This window comes from Enterobacter cloacae complex sp. ECL72, from assembly GCF_019056635.1.
GTDB lineage: Bacteria > Pseudomonadota > Gammaproteobacteria > Enterobacterales > Enterobacteriaceae > Enterobacter > Enterobacter hormaechei_C.
Genome location: NZ_CP077659.1, coordinates 3,067,516 through 3,090,649, shown reverse-complemented (window position 1 = coordinate 3,090,649; position 23,134 = coordinate 3,067,516). Strand labels below are relative to the sequence as shown.

Here is a 23,134-nt window from a genome sequence, read left to right as displayed (position 1 = left end):
TTTTATCCCATCGCACCTCTCGCGTTAACCCTTCCGTCATAAATCATTTACAATGTTCGCCTCTTGGGTGGAGGGTAAGTGGATAACGTACTGCATCAGCGTAACTGGAAACGCGCAGCGGCATTGACCGCGCTGTTTGCGATCCTGCTGATCGTCGTGGCGCCGCTGATCTCCGTCTCGCTGCAAAAAGATCCCATGAGCGCCATGCCGGGTATGCACCATGACATGAGCATGATGTCGATGGACGAGCATCATGGTGATATGCCGCATTCTATGCCAGTTGACCATGCGGAAGCATGCGGCTACTGCGTGCTGTTAGCGCATGTGCCGGGCGTGATGCTGGCGCTTATCGTTCTGCTCAGCGTGGTGTTGCAGCGGCTGCGCGTGAAACCGCCTCGTCAGGCGGTCAGCCACTGGCACTTTTTCCCCTGGCTTTACCCCGATACCCGCGCGCCGCCGCGTCGGTCTGCTTTCTCCCTTTAAAACAAAATCACTCACTTTTTGCCTTAAAAAGGAAAAGTATGACTACCTGCACTCCGCGCGCGGCATGGGGAAACCTGCTGCGTCGCCTCCATTTCTATATCGGGCTGTTTGTCGGTCCGTTTATCTTCTTCGCAGCGCTGACCGGAACGCTGTATGTCGCCACGCCGCAGCTTGAAAAGGCGCTGTACCATCATGCACTCCACACGGATGCCGTGGGTGAGGCGCAGCCTCTTGCTGAACAAATTGCCGTGGCGGAAAAGGCCGTGGGTTCAGCGCTGCGTTTACATGCTGTACGTCCGGGGCTGGAAGGGGGCGAAACGACCCGCGTGATGTTTGCCGACCCGGCGCTGGGTACCTCCGAGCATCGGGCTATTTTTATTGATCCCACCAGCCTTGAGATTCGAGGGGATATGACCGTGTACGGCACCAGCGGGATTTTACCGCTGCGTCAGACTATCGATTATCTGCATACCTCGCTGATGCTGGGCAACATCGGGCGGCTCTATAGCGAGTTAGCCGCCTCGTGGATGTGGGTTGCTGCCCTGGGCGGGATCGCGCTGTGGTTCTACACCCGACCGAAGCGCCGTATTAACAATCGTTTCCAGAATCGTCGTCGCCTGCATGTGATCTTAGGCTGGACGTTACTGGCGGGAATGCTGTTGTTCTCAGTCACCGGGTTAACCTGGTCACAATGGGCCGGTGGCAACGTCGATAAGCTGCGTGCAGAGATGAACTGGCTGACGCCGCAGGTAAACACCACCCTTTCCGGTGCGCCGGAAATGAGGGATGAACACGCCGAACATCGTGGTCATCACGGGGGAATGACGATGCCTGAAATGCCAGTCAAACTGTCGCTTTTTGACAACGTATTGCAGGTCGCCCGCCAGTCAGGGATTGATGCGAACAACGTTGAGATCCGTCCGGCAAGCAGGGTCGACCAGGCCTGGACGGTGACGGAAATCGATCGCCGCTGGCCTACGCAGGTTGATGCCGTTGCCGTGGATCCCCACTCACTGAAGGTGCTGGACAGCACTCGCTTCGGGGATTTCCCGCTGATGGCTAAACTCACCCGCTGGGGCGTGGATTTCCATATGGGGATCCTGTTTGGTCTGGCAAATCAGCTGCTGCTCATCGCGTTTGGCGTTGCGCTGTGTGTGTTGATTATCTGGGGATACCGGATGTGGTGGATGCGTCGCCCTGCAACGTCAGCCGCGAACCCGGTACAGACGCTCTGCCAAAGCTGGCTGGCATTGCCGCTGTGGGGAAGGGGAGTGTCGTTCCTGATAAGCCTCCTGCTGGGGCTGGCGTTGCCGGTAATGGGCGTCAGTCTGGCGGTCTTTATTGTGATTGACTGGCTGCGCTGGCGAGCGGTTTCAGGCGTGTCGCTCGCCGGAACATCCGTTAAATAGCCTTAAGGCGTGCTGATGACTACCGCAACCCGGCGGTTTTCAGCGCGCCCCTGCGCAGTGCGGTTGCTGCTGACAGGGTATTTTTTGCCTAAGCCCCGCGTAGTGAGATTGCTGCGCGGGATGTTCGCGCCCTTCGCCCAGGCATCCGCCACAACATTGGCACGTTTTAACGAAAGCGCTTCGTTGTAGCTCTCTTCGCCATAATTATCCGTATGGCCATCCATCCTGGCGTGGTTCAGACCGGTTGCCGCCAGGCGTGAGGCCATAGTCTGGATCTGCGTTTCACTTTCCGGGCGCAGCCTGGCGTCATTTTTATCAAACAGGATCTTATCCGACAGGCCCAGAGACCAGTCGCCATTCAGTTCGTTAAAGCCGTAGGATTTCATGGCCGCAATTTGCTCTGGCGTGAATTTCCCTTCAGGGGATGACTGGCATCCGGACATTACCAGTGATGCCAGTATTAACGGCGCAAAGTATCGCTTTAACATATCGTCTTCCTTTCAGGATATTGTTTTCGAACGCTGGTTTTTGACCAGATACATATTGCGATCGGCTTGCTCCAGTAATGCTTCAACGGAGGCATTTTCCCACGCCAGAGCAAAGCCAATGCTGAGGGACATTGATGCTGTGTGCCCGTTATGCAGATCAAACGGACGGATAAATTGCTGCGACAGCGCAGCGCAAATAAATTCGACCTCACGTGCGGTGTGGACGCCGTAAAGGATCATGGCAAATTCATCGCCGCCAAGACGGTAAGACTGATGACGTTTTTCGCCAAACTCGACCATCCTTTTGGCGGCTTCGATCAGTACGCAGTCACCTGCGGCATGACCCCAGGTGTCATTGATAACCTTGAAGTTATCACCGTCCAGGAAGAGCAGGGCAGAATTGGTTTTTGCTGAAGCGTCGTTCATTAATGCCGCAATGTTGTTGCGAAACGCGGCGCGGTTTGCAAGCCCCGTGAGCGGATCGTGCATGGCGGTACGCAACAGTTGAGCGTTTTTCGCCTGTAGCTTGAGCTGCCACTCTTCCATTTCATCCAGCAGGCTGTTGAAGTCTTCACCAAACTGGTGGAACTCTTCAATGCGGCCTTCCGTTACCCGGCGAGAGAAGTTGCGGTTAGTGCGAACGTCATGCACAACGTCAGTGATGTTTTGCATTTCAACAACCATGCCATGATGTAGCGAGCGGGTGATGGTCAATGCGACGGCAGAGGCAAAAAGAATGCAGCCGGTGAGGACCGCAAATGAGAGCCAGATAAAGTGGCTAATCAGGCTGTCTCGCGCGGTCAGACGAATTTCGCCAATCACATTGCCATTATGTATGATGGGCTGTGCGACAGGAACAGGGAACAACCACCGGTTGACCAGCGCGCCCAGCGTGTCGGTATTATCCGCCGGGTTCCATGACCACCAGGCAAACCGTTTATGATGTGCGTTAAGCACTTCCGCCACGGCGAACTGCCCCTGCTTGCCGAGGGTCGCCAGCGTTTCATTTGCCGCCACGGCATCGTTGAACACCAGAGAGGCTTCAAGGCTGTGGCTCATGGTGGCGCCGGTAAGTTCGAGGTTTTTTTGCGCGTATTGCTTTAATGTCACCACGGAAGCGAAACACAGCAGCAACCATATAAACGTCATCGTTATAATGACGCTTATCATGCTGATTCGTCGCAACGTTCTTTTAAACGTCGGACGCGGTGTTGGTGCGACTTCCTTATTCATGCTTCTTATTCCGTGCGAGCATTAATACATCCGGATTGACTCTTACGCCACTGCGCGCCAGCGCATCCAGATTTACGGAAAACCTGACGAGGTTGTGCTCTATTATCAGACAAAATGCGCTGCCAATAACGCATTCAGGATTTTGTTCTGACATTAATAGCAACGCCTGGCCCTGATATTGATTTATTATTTCCTGTTGTTTTGCCGGCGACTCGCTCCCGAAATAGAGGGCATCACACCTTGCTGCGAGTGCTTCCCGATCGCTATGCACAATGACAGGACTATAGGGCAACGGGTTGTGTTCATCTTCACTGCTGAGCGCCTGTCTGTAATGGGAAGAGGCATAAATACAGAGCTTAGGCTGGCCGGACAGTGCTGGCCATCGGGTGTAGCTCACAATGCCAGAAACAATCGAACGTACTGATTTATCCGTTTCCGTGAACGAGCCTGCCGTTGCAGGGGCTACTAAAATGAACAGTATTAGCGCCAGGGGGAGTCGGAGCAAAGCGATCAAGATTGCATTTCTCATCAGAATCCGCCAAACCGCCCCGGAAATAGATGTCCTTAAGAATTGTCGGCAGAATACCATTGTTTATCAAAGCCGTCATTATGTCAGAAATATCCCTGTTTTGACCTAAGCTAAATCTTACAGTGAGCTATATTCAGAGGAATTAAGGCAGGCTCAATTAAGCCTGCTGGAACGCATACTTTCATCCAATCCTTGTTGCCAAGATTCATGCAGTTTTACTGCATTTTCAGTTGCATCGCAGCTGGCAGGAAATGATTTGCCCGCTAATCCCCAGGCGTGAATAAAGCCCTCTTCGCATATTTTTTTCTGTCCGTCAGCGTAGCCACGAAGATATTCCGCTCGATCAACCTGAGGGTCATTAAAACTATCGGCCAGAGCCTGGTTATCTTTAACCGGAACACCATTCATAGCGTCTTCTTTACCGGCCGTGAACCAGTCCGGTCTGGTCCAGTTAGGCTGAAAAGTATAAGGATTGATCTGGCAACCCGACAAAATCAGCGACAACAACATAAAAGCAATTGAACGCATGGCTATTCTCCTTTTTGTGAGCATAGCCTGGCTTACAGGCGTGCGTGTGTAATTTTAACTTTACGATTTTAGGCCATTATTTTTGCAATTAAAGGGTTGGTGTAAAGCAATGTGTACGTATTTTGGATTGAAATCTTTACTTAATGTGATATCGTTGTGTCACCTCTTCGAGGAAAACCACTATCGCAAACGAGTTTGACAGGATCGCAATCATGCAAAAAGACGCGCTTAACAACGTACATATCACTGACGAACAGGTGTTAATCACCCCGGATCAACTGAAGGCGGAATTCCCGCTGAGCGTCGCGCAGGAAGCTCAGATTGAGCACTCGCGCCAGACCATTTCTGACATTATCGCTGGCCGCGATCCGCGCCTGCTGGTGGTATGTGGTCCTTGCTCTATTCACGATCCTGAAACCGCCATTGAGTACGCTCGTCGATTTAAAGCATTAGCGGAGGAGGTCAGCGATAGCCTCTATCTGGTGATGCGCGTCTATTTTGAGAAGCCACGTACGACCGTTGGCTGGAAAGGGTTGATCAACGATCCGCACATGGATGGCTCGTTTGATGTGGAAGCAGGACTGAAAATTGCGCGTCGCCTGCTGGTGGAACTGGTGAGCATGGGGCTGCCGCTGGCTACCGAAGCGCTGGATCCGAACAGCCCGCAGTACCTGGGCGATCTCTTCAGCTGGTCTGCGATTGGGGCGCGCACCACCGAGTCACAAACCCACCGCGAGATGGCGTCTGGCCTGTCTATGCCGGTTGGTTTTAAAAACGGTACCGACGGCAGCCTGGCCACGGCGATTAACGCCATGCGCGCCGCCGCCATGCCCCATCGTTTTGTCGGGATCAACCAGGCGGGCCAGGTATGCCTGCTGCAAACGCAGGGCAACCCGGACGGGCATGTGATCCTGCGCGGTGGTAAAGCGCCAAACTACAGCCCGGCGGATGTCGCGCAGTGTGAAAAAGAGATGGAACAGGCGGGACTGCGTCCGGCGCTGATGGTAGATTGCAGTCATGGTAATTCGAATAAAGATTACCGTCGCCAGCCTGCGGTTGCAGAATCTGTGATTGCTCAGATTAAAGATGGCAACCGTTCAATTATCGGCCTGATGATTGAAAGTAATATTCATGAAGGCAATCAGTCATCGGAACAGCCGCGTAGCGCGATGAAGCCCGGCGTCTCGGTCACCGATGCCTGCATTAGCTGGGAAACCACCGATGCGCTGCTGCGTGAGATCCACAAAGATTTGAACGGCCAGCTGGCGACGCGTCTGGCATAAGAGGGTAGTTATGGTTGCTGAATTGACCGCATTACGCGATCAAATTGATGAAGTGGATAAGGCGTTGCTGGATCTTCTGGCGCGCCGCATGGCACTGGTTGCTGAGGTCGGCGAGGTTAAAAGTAAATACGGCCTGCCGATTTACGTTCCGGAGCGCGAGGCCTCTATGCTCGCCTCCCGCCGTAAAGAGGCGCAGGCCCTGGGCGTATCACCTGATTTGATTGAGGACGTTCTGCGTCGCGTGATGCGCGAGTCCTATTCCAGCGAAAACGACAAGGGCTTCAAAACCCTCTGTCCGTCGCTGCGCCCGGTGGTTATCGTCGGTGGTGGCGGGCAGATGGGGCGTCTGTTTGAGAAAATGCTGACGCTTTCTGGCTATCAGGTGCGCATTCTGGAGAAAGAGGACTGGTCGCACGCGCCGGAGCTGATGAAAGACGCCGGAATGGTTATCATCAGCGTGCCGATCCATGTGACGGAGCAAATAATCGCGAAACTTCCTCCGCTGCCGGAAGATTGCATACTGGTGGACCTGGCCTCCGTTAAAAATAGTCCGCTACAGGCAATGCTGGCGGCGCACACTGGCCCCGTGCTTGGGTTACACCCGATGTTTGGCCCGGACAGCGGAAGCCTGGCGAAGCAGGTAGTGGTTTACTGTGACGGACGGCAGCCGGAAGCCTACCAGTGGTTCCTGGAACAGATCCAGGTCTGGGGAGCACGTTTGCACCGCATTAGCGCGGTAGAGCATGACCAGAACATGGCGTTTATTCAGGCGCTGCGCCACTTTGCAACCTTCGCCTATGGGCTGCACCTGGCGGAAGAGAACGTTCAGCTTGAACAATTGCTGGCGCTTTCCTCGCCAATCTATCGTCTGGAGCTGGCGATGGTCGGGCGACTGTTTGCCCAGGATCCGCAGCTTTACGCCGACATCATCATGTCGTCTGAAAATAATCTGGCGCTGATCAAGCGCTATTATCAGCGTTTTGGCGAAGCGATCACCTTGCTGGAACACGGCGATAAACAAGCCTTTATCGACAGTTTCCGTAAAGTGGAGCACTGGTTCGGTGATTACGCCACGCGATTCCAGAGTGAAAGCCGCACGCTGTTGCGCCAGGCAAATGACAGTCGCCAGTAATGCGATGATGTATATACTGAAAGCCAGCATTGCTGGCTTTTTTCATTTTGGGGAACTGTCATGGCTGAACCGCAGCTGCTGTTGAACTATACCGGGCATCTGCCCGAATGCCCGACATGGAGTGCAGACGAGAAGGCGCTCTACTGGGCGGATATCCTGGAAGGGGAGATCCATCGGTACCATCTGCCCACCGCGGAACACTCGGTGCTCTCATTCCATGAAGAAGTTGGGTGTTTTGCCCTGCGTGAACGCGGCGGATTTATCGTCGCGATGCGAAACGCCATCTGGCTGACCGATAAACACGGCCTGCTCCAGCGTAAGGTTTGCGATAACCCGTCCAACCCGCAGCTTGCACGCTTTAACGATGGCGGTACCGATCATCAGGGACGGTTTTATGCGGGCACGTTCTGGGGGCTGGGAGATTATAACGGCGCCATGCTGATGCGTATCGACAACGACCTGACGCCGCAAGTGATCCAGTGCGATATTCACGGGCATAACGGTTTAGCGTTTAGTCCTGATAAACGGTGGATGTTTACTTCTGATACGCCGAACGGCGTGATCTACCGTACGCCGCTTGATGAGCAGGGAGAACCCGGTAAGCGCGAAGAGTTTCGCCGGTTTAGCGAGGGAGAAGGTATACCCGACGGTGCGGCAATGGATGAGGAAGGCTGCTACTGGAGCGCACTGTTTGACGGCTGGCGTATCGCACGGTTTTCACCGCAAGGCGAACAGCTGGAAGAGTATCGGCTGCCGGTACGCTGCCCGACAATGGTCTGCTTTGGCGGCGACGATATGAAAACGCTGTTTATCACCACCACGCGGGAAAATATGGAGGCGGAGGAGCTGGCGAAATATCCGCTTTCCGGTGCCATCTTCACCCTGCCTGTAAATGTGGCAGGGATGAAGAAAAGCCGCTTTATCGAACGTTAAGCCGGATCGACCGGGACCACGTTTTCGCTCGGATAGCAGCCCAGCACTTTCATGGAGCGTGTGATCTCGCCCAGTTCGCGCAGGGCTTTCTGCATGGACGCAGACTCCAGGTTGGCCTGAACGTCGAGATAAAACATTTCTTCCCACGGGTTGCCATGTATTGGGCGGGATTCCAGCTTCGTCATGATCAGGTTGTGATTACGCAGCACCAGCAGCGCTTCAACCAGCGCACCCGCCTGCTGGCCGGTCGCCATCAGCAGGGTGGTTTTCGCCGGGACCTGGTCCGACACGTTGATGGCCTTGCGGGCCAGAACCACGAAACGGGTGATATTCTGCGTCTGGTTGGCCAGATTGCGTTCCAGCACCTGTAAGCCATACAGCGCGCCGCCCGCTTCGCTACCGAGAGCCGCGACGGCAGAAGAGTTTGCCTGCGCCACTTTTTCCATCGCCGCCGAGGTGCTTTCGGTGTATTCAATTTTCCAGTGCGGATAACGGTTCAGGAACTGGCTGCACTGCTGGAACGGCTGCGGGTGGCTGTACACCGTTTCGATCTGACTCAGATCGGTTGAGCCAGAGACCAGCACGCAGTGATCGATAGGGATAGTCAACTCGCCGACTAACGACAGGCTGGTGTGCTGGAGCAGATCGTAAACATCATTGATGGCACCGGAACTGGTGTTCTCAATAGGCACTACGGCGTAATCTGCCTGGCCGGTTTCGACCTGGTTGAAAATGTCTGCAAATTTCGCGCAGCCGCTCTCAATAAACTCTTCGAAATGGCGGGCTGCGTACTGGCGAGCTGCCAGGTGAGAATAGGACCCTTTCGGGCCGAGGAAAGCGATACGAGCAGAGTGCGGGTTGGTTTTGTTCAGATGCTGCTGGAGCAGGGCTTGTTGCGTCAGAACGGAGTCTTCGATGATGAGCTGGAACAGGCGGGTGATGTAGTGCGCATCCAGATGATGCGCTTTGCCGAGTTGAATCAACCGTTCCAGTAAATCACGTTCGCGATCGATATCGCGCACCGGCCGATGGGACTCGAGCTTGGCTTTGCCCACTTCAACGGCGAGCGCGCGGCGTTCTGCCAGCAGGGCCAGTAATTTTTCGTCGAGTGCACTGATTTTTACGCGTAAATCCAGGAGCGGGTTTTCCGGTGTCATAGTGTTGTCTGTCTCATTTTATCGTTATCAATAAAAAAGGCCTCCCGGTGTGGGAGGCCTTGTTGTTCGTCTTCGCATTCTTTATCACACGACGAAACGCCTCCCGGTCAGGGGAAGGTAAAAAAGAATGCGAAGAAAAACGGCGTCTGTTTCATAAGGTCATCCTGAAATTGATAGGTTAAAGTACCTGCACTGTTTTGATCCTGTCAATAAAAAACGCGCCCGAAGGCGCGTTGTCGGTACACTCAATTTTAGAGGATTACTCTTCTTCAACTTCTTCCGCGAAGCTGGCGTCTTTCACCGAGGTTGCGGCGCGACGTGCTTCACCTTTGTGTTGCACTTTATTGAGCTGCCGTTCCAGCTTGTTGATCAAATCGTTAATTGCGGTGTACATATCCTCGTGTTTTGCGCTGGCGACCAGATGGCCGTTTGGAGTATTGATAGTTGCATCAGCGATGAAACCCTGCGGCTCCTTGGACAGGATGATATGTGGATTAATCAAATGTGTTTGCCATTTATCCAGTTTGGCGAGACGGTCTGCGACGTGCTGGCGGATTGCCGGAGTAATTTCCATTTGTTTACTGGTAATGTTCATTGTCATAAATTTTACCTCTTGTCTTTCCGTCTTGGTGATTCCAGCATACCCGACCTAATGTCAAAATGTGTGATTTAGATCACGTTATTTTGTCGGTTTTTGTCAGGGAATCTTTTTTGTGAGGCAGGGCAGGAAGAGGTGAGATTTACCTTGTCGAAGCCAACAATTGCGGTCATAGTTGAATGGATGTGTTGAAGCTAAACCGCTTCAGCGTAAGTGTGAAAGAATAAAAAAACGGCAGCCCGCGGGCTGCCGTTATGCGTTGTAGCGGTATCAGGTGTTGCTGCTGTTCGCGGCGATGATTTTCGCCACTTTGTCAGCCTGAGCCGTCATCTGCATCTGGCGATACGCATTTTCCATCAGCTTCAGGCCATCACGCGTGGCCTGGGTATCCGGATAATCACGCAGCATGCCTTCTACACGGTTAACCACGGCAACCCATGCGCCACGGCGGGTGTAGTATTCCGCAACGGAGTACTCATATTTCGCCAGACGATCTTTCAGGAATACCAGACGCTTAGTGGCATCGGTAATGTACTGGCTGTTCGGGTAGCTACGCACCAGTTTGGAGAAGTCATTGAAAGCATCACGCGCATGTTGCGGGTCACGGTCGGAACGATCCACCCCGAAGAAGCCCTGCAATGCACTATCATCCAGCGCCATGTTAGTCAGGCCGCGCATGTACATCACGTAATCGATGTTAGGATGGGTAGGGTTCAGACGCATGAAACGATCGATGGTTGCCTGAGCCAGCGGCAGATCGGCATTTTTGTAGTAGGCGTAGATAAGATCTAACTGTACCTGCTGCGAATACGGGCCAAACGGATAGCGATTATCCAACGCTTCCAGTTGCGTTATCGCCTGTTTCCAGTTACCGTCCTGCAACTTTTGTTGTGCAGTCGCATAGATTTCATTCGGCGGATTGTCAGGGACCTGTTCATTCGAACCGGAGCAGCCCACCAAAGCCAGGCTCAACGTGGCCGCTGCCACCAGATATTTCATGCGCGTCATGACGTTTTGACTTTCCTCAAATGTTTGTCCGGGAGAAACTCAGTTCCTGCTCCCGATTAAGACCAGCTACAATAGCACACTATATTAAACGGCAAAGCCGTAAAACCCAACGTTAAACGAAGAAGCAGTTTATGGCACAACGAGTAGAACTCACCGCAACAGTCTCCGAAAATCAGCTCGGTCAACGCTTAGATCAGGCTTTGGCCGAATTGTTCCCTGATTATTCGCGTTCACGCATAAAAGAATGGATCCTTGACCAGCGCGTGCTGGTAAACGGCAAGATCTGGGACAAACCAAAAGAGAAAGTGTTTGGTGGGGAAGCTGTCGCCATCAATGCTGAAATCGAAGAGGAAGTCCGCTTCGAGCCGCAGGATATCCCGCTGGATATCGTCTACGAAGATGACGACATTCTGGTCATCAACAAGCCGCGCGACTTTGTTGTTCACCCGGGCGCGGGCAATCCTGACGGTACGGTACTTAACGCTCTCCTTCATTATTATCCGCCGATTGCCGATGTACCGCGTGCCGGTATCGTTCACCGTCTGGATAAAGACACCACGGGTCTGATGGTGGTGGCGAAGACGGTTCCCGCCCAGACTCGCCTGGTGGAATCGTTGCAACTGCGCGAAATCACCCGTGAGTATGAAGCGGTGGCGATTGGTCATATGACCTCTGGCGGCACGGTGGAAGAGCCTATCAGCCGTCACCCAACCAAGCGTACGCATATGTCTGTACACCCGATGGGCAAACCGGCGGTAACCCACTACCGCATCATGGAACATTTCCGTATTCATACGCGCCTGCGTCTGCGTCTGGAAACCGGGCGTACTCACCAGATCCGCGTGCACATGGCGCATATTACCCATCCGCTGGTGGGGGACCCTGTTTACGGCGGTCGTCCGCGTCCACCAAAGGGCGCATCGGATGAATTCATCTCCGTGCTGCGTAAATTCGATCGCCAGGCGCTGCATGCGACGATGCTACGTCTTTACCACCCAATCACCGGAATTCAGATGGAATGGCATGCGCCGATCCCACAGGATATGGTGGAACTTATCGACGCGATGCGCGCAGATTTCGAAGAACATAAGGATCACGTGGACTGGTTATGACCAAACTGATTGTCCCGGAATGGCCACTGCCTGAAGGCGTGGCCGCCTGTAGTTCAACCCGTATCGGTGGCGTGAGCCAGGGCGCGTGGGAGTCACTGAACCTCGGTGCGCACTGTGGTGATAACCTGGAGCACGTTGAAGAGAACCGTAAACGCCTCTTTGCTGCGGGAAACCTTCCTTCAAAACCGGTCTGGCTTGAGCAGGTGCATGGTAAAGCGGTGCTGAAGCTGACGGGGGAGCCCTATGCGTCTAAGCGCGCCGATGCTTCGTACAGCAATACGCCGGGAACGGTTTGCGCGGTGATGACTGCTGATTGCCTGCCGGTGTTGTTCTGCAATCAGGCAGGGACTGAAGTGGCTGCTGCCCACGCCGGATGGCGAGGCCTGTGCGAAGGCGTGCTGGAAGAGACCGTTGCCTGCTTCCATGACGATTCTGCAAATCTCATCGCCTGGCTTGGCCCGGCGATTGGCCCGCAGGCGTTTGAGGTAGGGCCCGAAGTGCGGGATGCCTTTATGGAAAAAGATCCGCAAGCGGTCGAAGCGTTTGTGGCTTCCGGAGATAAATATCTGGCCGATATTTATCAGCTTGCCCGCCAGCGCCTGAATAACGTCGGCGTGACCCAAATCTTCGGCGGAGATCGCTGTACCTTCACCGAAAAGGGTGATTTTTTCTCCTATCGCCGCGACAAGACGACAGGTCGTATGGCAAGTTTCATTTGGCTGATATAACCTAAAGAATCAAGACGATCCGGTACGCGCCGTTTTCTTTTCACATAATTCAGGTTATTAACCTTGAATAATTGAGGGATGACCTCATTTAATCTCCAGTAGCAAATTTGACCTGTTATGGGAGGAGTTATGCGTCTGGATCGTCTTACTAATAAATTCCAGCTTGCTCTCGCCGATGCCCAGTCCCTTGCACTGGGGCACGACAACCAATTTATCGAACCTCTTCATTTAATGAGCGCCTTGCTGAATCAGGAAGGGGGATCGGTACGTCCTTTATTAACGTCCGCTGGCATTAATGCCGGCCAGTTACGCACCGCCATCGATCAGGCGCTGAGCCGTTTACCGCAGGTAGAAGGTACCGGCGGCGACGTGCAGCCGTCGCAGGATCTGGTGCGCGTGCTGAACCTTTGCGACAAGCTGGCGCAAAAACGTGGGGACAACTTTATTTCGTCAGAGCTGTTTGTTCTGGCGGCGCTTGAATCACGCGGTACCTTAACCGACCTGCTGAAATCCGCCGGTGCAACCACCGCTAATGTGACCCAGGCGATTGAGAAAATGCGCGGAGGTGAAAGCGTGAACGACCAGGGAGCCGAAGACCAACGTCAGGCTTTGAAGAAATTTACGGTCGACCTGACCGAACGTGCCGAGCAGGGCAAACTTGACCCGGTGATCGGCCGTGACGAAGAAATTCGTCGGACTATCCAGGTACTGCAACGTCGTACCAAAAACAACCCGGTGCTGATTGGTGAGCCTGGCGTCGGTAAAACCGCCATCGTTGAAGGGCTGGCGCAGCGTATCGTTAATGGCGAAGTGCCCGAAGGGCTGAAAGGCCGTCGCGTACTGGCGCTGGATATGGGCGCGCTGGTGGCCGGGGCGAAATACCGCGGTGAATTTGAAGAGCGTCTGAAAGGCGTGCTGAACGATCTGGCGAAACAGGAAGGTAACGTCATTCTGTTTATCGACGAACTGCACACCATGGTGGGGGCGGGTAAAGCTGACGGCGCAATGGATGCCGGGAACATGCTGAAACCTGCGCTGGCGCGTGGTGAACTTCACTGCGTCGGCGCCACTACGCTGGACGAGTATCGTCAGTACATTGAAAAAGATGCCGCGCTGGAGCGTCGCTTCCAGAAGGTGTTTGTCGCTGAACCAAGCGTTGAAGATACCATCGCCATTTTGCGAGGACTGAAAGAGCGTTATGAGCTGCACCATCACGTGCAGATCACTGACCCGGCCATCGTTGCGGCGGCGACGCTTTCGCATCGTTACATTGCCGACCGTCAGTTGCCGGATAAAGCCATCGACCTTATCGATGAAGCGGCGTCCAGCATCCGTATGCAGATTGACTCGAAACCGGAAGAGCTGGACCGACTCGATCGCCGCATTATCCAGCTCAAGCTGGAACAGCAGGCGCTGAACAAAGAGTCTGATGAAGCGAGTAAGAAACGCCTCGATATGCTCAACGAAGAACTGGACGAGAAAGAGCGTCAGTATTCTGAGCTGGAAGAAGAGTGGAAAGCTGAGAAAGCCTCCCTCTCTGGCACCCAGACAATCAAGGCGGAGCTGGAGCAGGCGAAAATTGCCATTGAGCAGGCGCGTCGCGTGGGGGATCTGGCACGGATGTCCGAGCTACAGTACGGCAAGATCCCTGAGCTGGAAAAACAGCTAGAGATTGCCACGCAGTCGGAAGGCAAAACCATGCGTCTGTTGCGTAATAAAGTGACGGATGCCGAGATTGCCGAAGTGCTGGCGCGCTGGACGGGTATTCCTGTGGCTCGCATGATGGAAAGCGAACGTGAGAAACTGCTGCGTATGGAGCAGGATCTGCATCAGCGCGTCATTGGACAGAACGAAGCGGTCGAAGCGGTATCTAACGCCATTCGTCGTAGCCGTGCGGGGCTGTCCGATCCGAATCGTCCAATCGGCTCGTTCCTTTTCCTGGGGCCAACCGGTGTCGGTAAAACTGAGCTGTGTAAAGCGCTGGCTAACTTTATGTTCGACAGCGATGACGCGATGGTGCGTATCGATATGTCCGAGTTTATGGAGAAACACTCCGTCTCGCGTCTGGTCGGTGCGCCTCCGGGATATGTCGGTTATGAAGAGGGCGGTTACCTGACGGAAGCGGTTCGTCGTCGTCCTTATTCCGTCATCCTGCTGGATGAAGTGGAAAAGGCTCATCCTGACGTGTTTAACATTCTGTTGCAGGTGCTGGATGATGGGCGTCTGACGGACGGGCAGGGAAGAACGGTCGACTTCCGTAACACGGTGGTGATCATGACCTCGAACCTGGGTTCCGATTTGATTCAGGAACGCTTCGGTGAGCTGGATTATAGCCATATGAAAGATCTTGTGCTGGGTGTGGTCAGTCAAAACTTCCGTCCGGAGTTCATCAACCGTATTGATGAAGTGGTCGTGTTCCATCCGCTGGGCGAGAAACACATCGCGTCGATTGCGCAGATCCAGTTGCAGCGTCTGTACAAACGTCTGGAAGAGCGTGGGTATGAAATCCACATTTCCGACGATGCGCTGAAACTGCTGAGCGAGAATGGTTACGATCCTGTTTATGGTGCGCGTCCGTTAAAACGTGCTATCCAGCAGCAGATCGAAAACCCGCTGGCACAGCAAATCCTCTCTGGGGAGCTGGTTCCGGGCAAAGTTATTCGTCTGGAAGCCAACGACGATCGCATTGTGGCAGTGCAGTAAGTCACAAAACGCAAAAACGGGCCGCTTGCGGCTCGTTTTTGTTTAAAAACCAGGCGAAAATTGAGGTCTGGGATGTGGTTTGCCTGGAAAATGAGCGGTCAGGAAATAATTTTCACTTTATCCTTGCAGGTTCGGAATTACTCCCTATAATGCGCCTCCACTGACACGGAACAACGGCACGCAAGCCGCCGGGTCAGCAGAGAAAAGCAAAACAAACGCTTGACTCTGAAGCGGGAAAGCGTAATATGCACACCCCGCGCCGCAGCGAAAACGAAGCGGCACTGCTCTTTAACAATTTATCAGACAATCTGTGTGGGCACTCAAAGTGACATGGATTCTTAATGTCCTCGGACACTAAATGAATACCAAGTCTCAACGAGTGAACACGTAATTCATTACGAAGTTTAATTCATTGAGCATCAAACTTTTAAATTGAAGAGTTTGATCATGGCTCAGATTGAACGCTGGCGGCAGGCCTAACACATGCAAGTCGAACGGTAACAGGAAGCAGCTTGCTGCTTCGCTGACGAGTGGCGGACGGGTGAGTAATGTCTGGGAAACTGCCTGATGGAGGGGGATAACTACTGGAAACGGTAGCTAATACCGCATAACGTCGCAAGACCAAAGAGGGGGACCTTCGGGCCTCTTGCCATCGGATGTGCCCAGATGGGATTAGCTAGTAGGTGGGGTAACGGCTCACCTAGGCGACGATCCCTAGCTGGTCTGAGAGGATGACCAGCCACACTGGAACTGAGACACGGTCCAGACTCCTACGGGAGGCAGCAGTGGGGAATATTGCACAATGGGCGCAAGCCTGATGCAGCCATGCCGCGTGTATGAAGAAGGCCTTCGGGTTGTAAAGTACTTTCAGCGGGGAGGAAGGCGATAAGGTTAATAACCTTGTCGATTGACGTTACCCGCAGAAGAAGCACCGGCTAACTCCGTGCCAGCAGCCGCGGTAATACGGAGGGTGCAAGCGTTAATCGGAATTACTGGGCGTAAAGCGCACGCAGGCGGTCTGTCAAGTCGGATGTGAAATCCCCGGGCTCAACCTGGGAACTGCATTCGAAACTGGCAGGCTAGAGTCTTGTAGAGGGGGGGTAGAATTCCAGGTGTAGCGGTGAAATGCGTAGAGATCTGGAGGAATACCGGTGGCGAAGGCGGCCCCCTGGACAAAGACTGACGCTCAGGTGCGAAAGCGTGGGGAGCAAACAGGATTAGATACCCTGGTAGTCCACGCCGTAAACGATGTCGACTTGGAGGTTGTGCCCTTGAGGCGTGGCTTCCGGAGCTAACGCGTTAAGTCGACCGCCTGGGGAGTACGGCCGCAAGGTTAAAACTCAAATGAATTGACGGGGGCCCGCACAAGCGGTGGAGCATGTGGTTTAATTCGATGCAACGCGAAGAACCTTACCTACTCTTGACATCCAGAGAACTTAGCAGAGATGCTTTGGTGCCTTCGGGAACTCTGAGACAGGTGCTGCATGGCTGTCGTCAGCTCGTGTTGTGAAATGTTGGGTTAAGTCCCGCAACGAGCGCAACCCTTATCCTTTGTTGCCAGCGGTCCGGCCGGGAACTCAAAGGAGACTGCCAGTGATAAACTGGAGGAAGGTGGGGATGACGTCAAGTCATCATGGCCCTTACGAGTAGGGCTACACACGTGCTACAATGGCGCATACAAAGAGAAGCGACCTCGCGAGAGCAAGCGGACCTCATAAAGTGCGTCGTAGTCCGGATTGGGGAGTCTGCAACTCGACTCCATGAAGTCGGAATCGCTAGTAATCGTGGATCAGAATGCCACGGTGAATACGTTCCCGGGCCTTGTACACACCGCCCGTCACACCATGGGAGTGGGTTGCAAAAGAAGTAGGTAGCTTAACCTTCGGGAGGGCGCTTACCACTTTGTGATTCATGACTGGGGTGAAGTCGTAACAAGGTAACCGTAGGGGAACCTGCGGTTGGATCACCTCCTTACCTTAAAGAACCTGCCTTTGTAGTGTCCACACAGATTGTCTGATGAAAAGTAAATAGCAAGGCGTCTTGCGATTGAGACTGTACGTCCCCTTCGTCTAGAGGCCCAGGACACCGCCCTTTCACGGCGGTAACAGGGGTTCGAATCCCCCTAGGGGACGCCACTTGCTGGTTCGTGAGTGAAAGTCACCTGCCGTCATATCTCAAAACTGACTTGCGAGTCATGTTTGAGATATTTGCTCTTTAAAAATCTGGATCAAGCTGAAAATTGAAACGACACACAGCTCATGTGTGTTCGAGTCTCTCAAATTTTCGCAATCAGAAGTGAAACATCTTCGGGTTGTGAGGTTAAGCGACTAAGCGTACACGGTGGATGCCCTGGCAGTCAGAGGCGATGAAGGACGTGCTAATCTGCGAAAAGCGCCGGCGAGGTGATATGAACCCTTGACCCGGCGATGTCCGAATGGGGAAACCCAGTGCAATCCGTTGCACTATCGTTAACTGAATACATAGGTTAACGAGGCGAACCGGGGGAACTGAAACATCTAAGTACCCCGAGGAAAAGAAATCAACCGAGATTCCCCCAGTAGCGGCGAGCGAACGGGGAGCAGCCCGGAGTCTGAATCAGCTTGTGTGTTAGTGGAACGGTCTGGAAAGTCCGACGGTACAGGGTGATAGTCCCGTACACGAAAGCACACTTGCTGTGAACTCGAAGAGTAGGGCGGGACACGTGGTATCCTGTCTGAATATGGGGGGACCATCCTCCAAGGCTAAATACTCCTGACTGACCGATAGTGAACCAGTACCGTGAGGGAAAGGCGAAAAGAACCCCGGCGAGGGAGTGAAAAAGAACCTGAAACCGTGTACGTACAAGCAGTGGGAGCCTCTTTATGGGGTGACTGCGTACCTTTTGTATAATGGGTCAGCGACTTATATTCTGTAGCAAGGTTAACCGTATAGGGGAGCCGAAGGGAAACCGAGTCTTAACTGGGCGTTAAGTTGCAGGGTATAGACCCGAAACCCGGTGATCTAGCCATGGGCAGGTTGAAGGTTGGGTAACACTAACTGGAGGACCGAACCGACTAATGTTGAAAAATTAGCGGATGACCTGTGGCTGGGGGTGAAAGGCCAATCAAACCGGGAGATAGCTGGTTCTCCCCGAAAGCTATTTAGGTAGCGCCTCGTGAACTCATCTTCGGGGGTAGAGCACTGTTTCGGCTAGGGGGCCATCCCGGCTTACCAACCCGATGCAAACTACGAATACCGAAGAATGTTATCACGGGAGACACACGGCGGGTGCTAACGTCCGTCGTGAAGAGGAAACAACCCAGACCGCCAGCTAAGGTCCCAAAGTCATGGTTAAGTGGGAAACGATGTGGGAAGGCACAGACAGCCAGGATGTTGGCTTAGAAGCAGCCATCATTTAAAGAAAGCGTAATAGCTCACTGGTCGAGTCGGCCTGCGCGGAAGATGTAACGGGGCTAAACCATGCACCGAAGCTGCGGCAGCGACACTATGTGTTGTTGGGTAGGGGAGCGTTCTGTAAGCCGTTGAAGGTGTGCTGTGAGGCATGCTGGAGGTATCAGAAGTGCGAATGCTGACATAAGTAACGATAAAGCGGGTGAAAAGCCCGCTCGCCGGAAGACCAAGGGTTCCTGTCCAACGTTAATCGGGGCAGGGTGAGTCGACCCCTAAGGCGAGGCCGAAAGGCGTAGTCGATGGGAAACAGGTTAATATTCCTGTACTTGGTGTTACTGCGAAGGGGGGACGGAGAAGGCTATGTCAGCCGGGCGACGGTTGTCCCGGTTTAAGCATGTAGGCGGAGGTTCCAGGTAAATCCGGTACCTTATTAACGCTGAGGTGTGATGACGAGGCACTACGGTGCTGAAGTGATAAATGCCCTGCTTCCAGGAAAAGCCTCTAAGCATCAGGTAACACGAAATCGTACCCCAAACCGACACAGGTGGTCAGGTAGAGAATACCAAGGCGCTTGAGAGAACTCGGGTGAAGGAACTAGGCAAAATGGTGCCGTAACTTCGGGAGAAGGCACGCTGATGTGTAGGTGAAGCCCCTGCGGGCGGAGCTGAAATCAGTCGAAGATACCAGCTGGCTGCAACTGTTTATTAAAAACACAGCACTGTGCAAACACGAAAGTGGACGTATACGGTGTGACGCCTGCCCGGTGCCGGAAGGTTAATTGATGGGGTTAGCGGCAACGCGAAGCTCTTGATCGAAGCCCGGTAAACGGCGGCCGTAACTATAACGGTCCTAAGGTAGCGAAATTCCTTGTCGGGTAAGTTCCGACCTGCACGAATGGCGTAATGATGGCCAGGCTGTCTCCACCCGAGACTCAGTGAAATTGAACTCGCTGTGAAGATGCAGTGTACCCGCGGCAAGACGGAAAGACCCCGTGAACCTTTACTATAGCTTGACACTGAACACTGGTCCTTGATGTGTAGGATAGGTGGGAGGCTTTGAAGCGTGGACGCCAGTCTGCGTGGAGCCAACCTTGAAATACCACCCTTTAATGGCTGGTGTTCTAACGTAGACCCGTAATCCGGGTTGCGGACAGTGTCTGGTGGGTAGTTTGACTGGGGCGGTCTCCTCCCAAAGAGTAACGGAGGAGCACGAAGGTTGGCTAATCCTGGTCGGACATCAGGAGGTTAGTGCAATGGCATAAGCCAGCTTGACTGCGAGCGTGACGGCGCGAGCAGGTGCGAAAGCAGGTCATAGTGATCCGGTGGTTCTGAATGGAAGGGCCATCGCTCAACGGATAAAAGGTACTCCGGGGATAACAGGCTGATACCGCCCAAGAGTTCATATCGACGGCGGTGTTTGGCACCTCGATGTCGGCTCATCACATCCTGGGGCTGAAGTAGGTCCCAAGGGTATGGCTGTTCGCCATTTAAAGTGGTACGCGAGCTGGGTTTAGAACGTCGTGAGACAGTTCGGTCCCTATCTGCCGTGGGCGCTGGAGAATTGAGGGGGGCTGCTCCTAGTACGAGAGGACCGGAGTGGACGCATCACTGGTGTTCGGGTTGTCATGCCAATGGCACTGCCCGGTAGCTAAATGCGGAAGAGATAAGTGCTGAAAGCATCTAAGCACGAAACTTGCCCCGAGATGAGTTCTCCCTGAGACTTTAAGTCTCCTGAAGGAACGTTAAAGACGATGACGTTGATAGGTCGGGTGTGTAAGCGCAGCGATGCGTTGAGCTAACCGATACTAATGAACCGTGAGGCTTAACCTTACAACGCCGAAGGTGTTTTGGCGAAGAGACAGACAATCAAATTTCAGCTTTGATACAGATTAACAGAATTTGCCTGGCGGCTTTAGCGCGGTGGTCCCACCTGACCCCATGCCGAACTCAGAAGTGAAACGCCGTAGCGCCGATGGTAGTGTGGGGTCTCCCCATGTGAGAGTAGGGAACTGCCAGGCATCAATCAAGAAGAACCCCGTACCGTAAGGTGCGGGGTTTTTTGCTTTGTACGTGGAAAACATGCCGGATGGCGGCTTCCCCTTATCCGGCCTACAATTGTTAAAACAATTTTAACAATGGTGCCGCTTTGACTCGTCCCTTTGATTATCAACAAGATTTTGCCAATATTAATTTTCGCGAACATCCCGAACGGTATCAGGTGGGCCGGGGTGAGCAGGGCGTATTGATGGTCGAGCCTTATAAAAGCGAAATCCTGCCGCACTGGCGTTATAAAAATGCTGAAGTCGCAGCGCGTTCGGCAGAAGAGATCTACGCCCTTTTTGAAGAATACCGCAGGAAAAACGATTTTGTCGGCATGGATATGGCGCGTAAATTCATACAGATGGGATACACCCGTGCCCGGCGATACGCCAATCATAAAGGCGGTAAAAAGTATGATGAGAAGCGCCAGGTCAAACCCCTCGATCACGATCCAGTAAAAGCAGAAGCCGCTGCGGTGTTCAAAACGTGGTGGGATAAAATTCGTGCCGATGAAGATTATTTGCAGCGAAAAAAGGCTCACCAGCAAGCGTGGGGATAATTACTACGTCCGCTAATAATTCGATACCTGATCGAGTTCACAAAATGCAATGAAACATATTGGAAACATTTTATTTACCTAACGATTCGTTTTAAATCCGGTTTTACTGTTTGTGGGCAATGGCCCGCAATGTGAGACAGGGAATTTTAAAATGACAGAAACCGTAGCCAGTGCAGATACGGATAACACAAGTTTAGCAGGCAAGGATACTCGCCGTCGGGTTTGGGCAATCGTTGGAGCTTCATCGGGGAACCTTGTAGAGTGGTTTGATTTTTACGTCTATTCATTTTGTTCACTCTACTTTGCACATATCTTCTTCCCGTCAGGGAACACTACAACGCAGCTTCTGCAAACCGCAGGCGTTTTTGCCGCCGGGTTCCTGATGCGTCCCATTGGCGGATGGCTGTTCGGCAGGATCGCGGACAGGAAAGGGCGCAAGACATCCATGCTCATCTCCGTATGCATGATGTGCGTCGGCTCGCTGGTGATTGCCTGCCTGCCCGGATATGACACTATCGGAACATGGGCACCGGCGTTGTTGTTGCTGGCACGCCTGTTCCAGGGGCTGTCAGTGGGTGGCGAATACGGCACCAGCGCGACATACATGAGCGAAGTAGCTGTTGAAGGGCGCAAAGGTTTCTATGCATCATTCCAGTATGTAACCCTCATTGGCGGTCAGCTGCTGGCGTTACTGGTTGTGGTGATCCTTCAACAAATTCTTAGCGATGAAGATTTACGCGCCTGGGGCTGGCGCATCCCGTTTGCCCTGGGGGCCGCCCTGGCGGTTGTGGCGCTGTGGTTACGCCGTCAGCTTGATGAAACCTCCCAGCAGGAAGTCAGGGCGCTGAAAGAAGCCGGTTCGATGAAAGGGCTGTGGCGAAACCGCAAAGCATTTTTGATGGTATTAGGCTTTACCGCCGCAGGCTCGCTAAGCTTCTATACCTTCACCACCTATATGCAAAAATATCTGGTCAACACCACGGGCATGCATGCTAACGTTGCGAGTGTCGTCATGACGGTGGCGTTACTGGTCTTTATGCTCATCCAGCCGATTGTTGGCGCGCTGTCGGACAAAATAGGTCGCCGCACCTCCATGCTGATCTTTGGTGGCATGCTCACCTTGGGGACTGTTCCGCTTTTGACGGCGCTACAGCATACAACCTCTCCGTATGCCGCTTTCGCTTTGATTATGGTGGCACTTATTATTATTAGTTTTTACACGGCAATCAGTGGCATTTTGAAAGCGGAAATGTTTCCCGCACAGGTGAGGGCGCTGGGCGTAGGCCTCTCTTATGCGGTCGCTAACGCCCTGTTCGGCGGTTCGGCAGAGTATGTCGCGCTATCCCTTAAGTCATGGGGCAGTGAATCGACCTTTTTCTGGTATGTCACCATCATGGGGGCGCTGGCGTTTATTGTCTCCCTGATGCTGCATCGTAAAGGAAAAGGGATCCGCCTTTAATAATGCGCCATCTGCCAGACGGCGTAGCCGGTTGTTGCCCCGGCTACGTCCCAGGCAAAATCTTTCCAGCTCCAGCCGCTTCCCGAGGGGCGGCTATCCCAAAGTTCTTTTGATGCCCCCAGGCTGATGGAGAACATCAGTCCCATTGTGGCACTTCGATCCCGGCTATAACCCTGGTGCAGCGCATATTCATTACCCGCAGCGGACAACATTGCAGACGCCAGAAAGTGTTGAGCTTTATCCTGACCCGACCAGTTATCATTAGCCATATGGCTGCAACCGGTCAGGAAAAGAGGGATTATCAGGAAAGGCGTACGCATTAACAGACTCCATAAAAAAGCCCCGTCGATGACAGGGCTCGTG

At 53.4% G+C, this 23,134-nt stretch carries 19 protein-coding genes, 1 tRNA gene, 3 rRNA genes and 1 other annotated feature; of the genes, 14 read left to right on the top strand and 9 right to left on the bottom strand.

Annotation, left to right across the window (positions count from 1 at the left end; translation table 11 throughout):
- Positions 1 to 78 precede the first annotated feature (78 nt).
- Positions 79 to 483 (top strand): DUF2946 domain-containing protein, encoded by a 405-nt coding sequence (locus tag KTH07_RS14960; protein ID WP_023304265.1) that lies wholly within the window; start codon positions 79 to 81, stop codon positions 481 to 483.
- 38 nt (positions 484 to 521) lie between these two features.
- The gene (locus tag KTH07_RS14955) at positions 522 to 1,892 is read left to right on the top strand and encodes a PepSY domain-containing protein (protein ID WP_023304264.1); all 1,371 of its coding nucleotides are present in this window, start codon (positions 522 to 524) and stop codon (positions 1,890 to 1,892) included.
- Between the two features lie 2 nt (positions 1,893 to 1,894).
- Here the strand turns inward: KTH07_RS14955 and KTH07_RS14950 are convergent, their stop codons facing one another.
- From KTH07_RS14950 to KTH07_RS14935, 4 genes are all read right to left on the bottom strand, one after another.
- Entirely contained in the window at positions 1,895 to 2,380 is a 486-nt protein-coding gene (locus tag KTH07_RS14950) for an OmpA family protein (RefSeq protein ID WP_017382956.1), read from the bottom strand.
- 12 nt (positions 2,381 to 2,392) lie between these two features.
- Positions 2,393 to 3,613, bottom strand: a complete 1,221-nt coding sequence (gene dgcN, locus KTH07_RS14945) for a diguanylate cyclase DgcN (RefSeq protein WP_017692859.1) — start codon at positions 3,611 to 3,613, stop codon at positions 2,393 to 2,395.
- Positions 3,606 to 4,142 (bottom strand): YfiR family protein, encoded by a 537-nt coding sequence (locus KTH07_RS14940; RefSeq protein WP_032619208.1) that lies wholly within the window; start codon positions 4,140 to 4,142, stop codon positions 3,606 to 3,608. Before KTH07_RS14940 ends, dgcN begins: the two co-directional genes overlap by 8 nt.
- A 153-nt stretch (positions 4,143 to 4,295) precedes the next feature.
- Positions 4,296 to 4,670 (bottom strand): DUF2799 domain-containing protein, encoded by a 375-nt coding sequence (locus KTH07_RS14935; RefSeq protein ID WP_032619209.1) that lies wholly within the window; start codon positions 4,668 to 4,670, stop codon positions 4,296 to 4,298.
- A 212-nt stretch (positions 4,671 to 4,882) separates the two neighbouring features.
- Here KTH07_RS14935 and aroF point away from each other — a divergent pair, with 212 nt between their 5' ends.
- The 3 genes from aroF to KTH07_RS14920 are packed head-to-tail and all read left to right on the top strand — an operon-like array spanning position 4,883 to position 8,018.
- Positions 4,883 to 5,953, top strand: coding sequence for a 3-deoxy-7-phosphoheptulonate synthase AroF (aroF, locus tag KTH07_RS14930; protein WP_006811632.1), 1,071 nt, complete (start codon positions 4,883 to 4,885; stop codon positions 5,951 to 5,953).
- A 10-nt stretch (positions 5,954 to 5,963) separates the two neighbouring features.
- Positions 5,964 to 7,085, top strand: coding sequence for a bifunctional chorismate mutase/prephenate dehydrogenase (gene tyrA, locus KTH07_RS14925; RefSeq protein ID WP_217310782.1), 1,122 nt, complete (start codon positions 5,964 to 5,966; stop codon positions 7,083 to 7,085).
- 60 nt (positions 7,086 to 7,145) lie between these two features.
- Complete coding sequence (locus KTH07_RS14920) at positions 7,146 to 8,018, top strand: SMP-30/gluconolactonase/LRE family protein (protein WP_063162160.1); 873 nt, start codon at positions 7,146 to 7,148, stop codon at positions 8,016 to 8,018.
- Here the strand turns inward: KTH07_RS14920 and pheA are convergent.
- The 4 genes from pheA to bamD form a co-directional block, all read right to left on the bottom strand.
- Positions 8,015 to 9,175 carry a bifunctional chorismate mutase/prephenate dehydratase gene (gene pheA / locus KTH07_RS14915; RefSeq protein ID WP_015571567.1) on the bottom strand — a complete coding sequence of 387 codons (1,161 nt, stop codon included), beginning with the start codon at positions 9,173 to 9,175 and terminating at the stop codon, positions 8,015 to 8,017. The two genes, KTH07_RS14920 and pheA, sit on opposite strands and share 4 nt — an antisense overlap.
- 30 nt (positions 9,176 to 9,205) lie before the next feature.
- Positions 9,206 to 9,331 (bottom strand) — a sequence feature (Phe leader region).
- Positions 9,283 to 9,330: a pheA operon leader peptide PheL gene (gene pheL / locus KTH07_RS14910; protein ID WP_100229775.1), complete on the bottom strand. Its 48-nt coding sequence runs from the start codon at positions 9,328 to 9,330 to the stop codon at positions 9,283 to 9,285. (Overlaps the previous feature by 48 nt.)
- A gap of 103 nt (positions 9,332 to 9,434) precedes the next feature.
- Positions 9,435 to 9,776, bottom strand: coding sequence for a ribosome-associated translation inhibitor RaiA (raiA, locus tag KTH07_RS14905; RefSeq protein ID WP_003863162.1), 342 nt, complete (start codon positions 9,774 to 9,776; stop codon positions 9,435 to 9,437).
- A 267-nt stretch (positions 9,777 to 10,043) separates the two neighbouring features.
- Positions 10,044 to 10,781, bottom strand: a complete 738-nt coding sequence (gene bamD, locus KTH07_RS14900) for an outer membrane protein assembly factor BamD (RefSeq protein WP_003863164.1) — start codon at positions 10,779 to 10,781, stop codon at positions 10,044 to 10,046.
- 131 nt (positions 10,782 to 10,912) lie between these two features.
- On the opposite strand from bamD, the gene rluD reads away from it, so the two are divergent.
- The 9 genes from rluD (at position 10,913) to KTH07_RS14855 (ending at position 22,771) form a co-directional block, all read left to right on the top strand.
- On the top strand, positions 10,913 to 11,893 hold the full coding sequence (rluD, locus tag KTH07_RS14895) for a 23S rRNA pseudouridine(1911/1915/1917) synthase RluD (RefSeq protein ID WP_017383977.1): 981 nt from the start codon (positions 10,913 to 10,915) through the stop codon (positions 11,891 to 11,893).
- Positions 11,890 to 12,621, top strand: a complete 732-nt coding sequence (gene yfiH, locus KTH07_RS14890) for a purine nucleoside phosphorylase YfiH (RefSeq protein ID WP_023304261.1) — start codon at positions 11,890 to 11,892, stop codon at positions 12,619 to 12,621. The genes rluD and yfiH overlap by 4 nt, the downstream gene beginning before the upstream one ends.
- A gap of 129 nt (positions 12,622 to 12,750) precedes the next feature.
- Positions 12,751 to 15,324 carry an ATP-dependent chaperone ClpB gene (gene clpB / locus KTH07_RS14885; protein WP_017692862.1) on the top strand — a complete coding sequence of 858 codons (2,574 nt, stop codon included), beginning with the start codon at positions 12,751 to 12,753 and terminating at the stop codon, positions 15,322 to 15,324.
- A 429-nt stretch (positions 15,325 to 15,753) separates the two neighbouring features.
- Positions 15,754 to 17,298: ribosomal RNA gene (locus KTH07_RS14880) — 16S ribosomal RNA — on the top strand.
- A gap of 84 nt (positions 17,299 to 17,382) precedes the next feature.
- Positions 17,383 to 17,459, top strand: a tRNA-Glu gene (locus KTH07_RS14875).
- 182 nt (positions 17,460 to 17,641) lie between these two features.
- A 23S ribosomal RNA gene (locus KTH07_RS14870) occupies positions 17,642 to 20,543 on the top strand.
- 72 nt (positions 20,544 to 20,615) lie between these two features.
- Positions 20,616 to 20,731 (top strand): 5S ribosomal RNA (rrf, locus tag KTH07_RS14865).
- Together the 16S, 23S and 5S rRNA genes with 1 tRNA gene alongside form the textbook arrangement of a ribosomal RNA operon.
- Positions 20,732 to 20,859: 128 nt before the next feature.
- On the top strand, positions 20,860 to 21,312 hold the full coding sequence (locus tag KTH07_RS14860) for a DUF4385 domain-containing protein (RefSeq protein WP_032619240.1): 453 nt from the start codon (positions 20,860 to 20,862) through the stop codon (positions 21,310 to 21,312).
- Between the two features lie 151 nt (positions 21,313 to 21,463).
- On the top strand, positions 21,464 to 22,771 hold the full coding sequence (locus KTH07_RS14855) for an MFS family transporter (protein WP_017383558.1): 1,308 nt from the start codon (positions 21,464 to 21,466) through the stop codon (positions 22,769 to 22,771).
- Here the strand turns inward: KTH07_RS14855 and KTH07_RS14850 are convergent.
- Positions 22,768 to 23,091 carry a YfiM family lipoprotein gene (locus KTH07_RS14850; protein ID WP_003860739.1) on the bottom strand — a complete coding sequence of 108 codons (324 nt, stop codon included), beginning with the start codon at positions 23,089 to 23,091 and terminating at the stop codon, positions 22,768 to 22,770. The two genes, KTH07_RS14855 and KTH07_RS14850, sit on opposite strands and share 4 nt — an antisense overlap.
- Positions 23,092 to 23,134 lie beyond the last annotated feature (43 nt).

Coding starts and splice junctions, on each gene's coding strand:
- KTH07_RS14850 (WP_003860739.1), bottom strand. CDS start 23,091: ATGCGTACGCCTTTCCTGATAATCCCTCTTTTCCTGACCGGTTGCAGC.
- KTH07_RS14950 (WP_017382956.1), bottom strand. CDS start 2,380: ATGTTAAAGCGATACTTTGCGCCGTTAATACTGGCATCACTGGTAATG.
- KTH07_RS14935 (WP_032619209.1), bottom strand. CDS start 4,670: ATGCGTTCAATTGCTTTTATGTTGTTGTCGCTGATTTTGTCGGGTTGC.
- KTH07_RS14855 (WP_017383558.1), top strand. CDS start 21,464: ATGACAGAAACCGTAGCCAGTGCAGATACGGATAACACAAGTTTAGCA.
- dgcN (WP_017692859.1), bottom strand. CDS start 3,613: ATGAATAAGGAAGTCGCACCAACACCGCGTCCGACGTTTAAAAGAACG.
- rluD (WP_017383977.1), top strand. CDS start 10,913: ATGGCACAACGAGTAGAACTCACCGCAACAGTCTCCGAAAATCAGCTC.
- raiA (WP_003863162.1), bottom strand. CDS start 9,776: ATGACAATGAACATTACCAGTAAACAAATGGAAATTACTCCGGCAATC.
- yfiH (WP_023304261.1), top strand. CDS start 11,890: ATGACCAAACTGATTGTCCCGGAATGGCCACTGCCTGAAGGCGTGGCC.
- pheA (WP_015571567.1), bottom strand. CDS start 9,175: ATGACACCGGAAAACCCGCTCCTGGATTTACGCGTAAAAATCAGTGCA.
- KTH07_RS14955 (WP_023304264.1), top strand. CDS start 522: ATGACTACCTGCACTCCGCGCGCGGCATGGGGAAACCTGCTGCGTCGC.
- tyrA (WP_217310782.1), top strand. CDS start 5,964: ATGGTTGCTGAATTGACCGCATTACGCGATCAAATTGATGAAGTGGAT.
- KTH07_RS14920 (WP_063162160.1), top strand. CDS start 7,146: ATGGCTGAACCGCAGCTGCTGTTGAACTATACCGGGCATCTGCCCGAA.
- aroF (WP_006811632.1), top strand. CDS start 4,883: ATGCAAAAAGACGCGCTTAACAACGTACATATCACTGACGAACAGGTG.
- bamD (WP_003863164.1), bottom strand. CDS start 10,781: ATGACGCGCATGAAATATCTGGTGGCAGCGGCCACGTTGAGCCTGGCT.
- clpB (WP_017692862.1), top strand. CDS start 12,751: ATGCGTCTGGATCGTCTTACTAATAAATTCCAGCTTGCTCTCGCCGAT.
- KTH07_RS14940 (WP_032619208.1), bottom strand. CDS start 4,142: ATGAGAAATGCAATCTTGATCGCTTTGCTCCGACTCCCCCTGGCGCTA.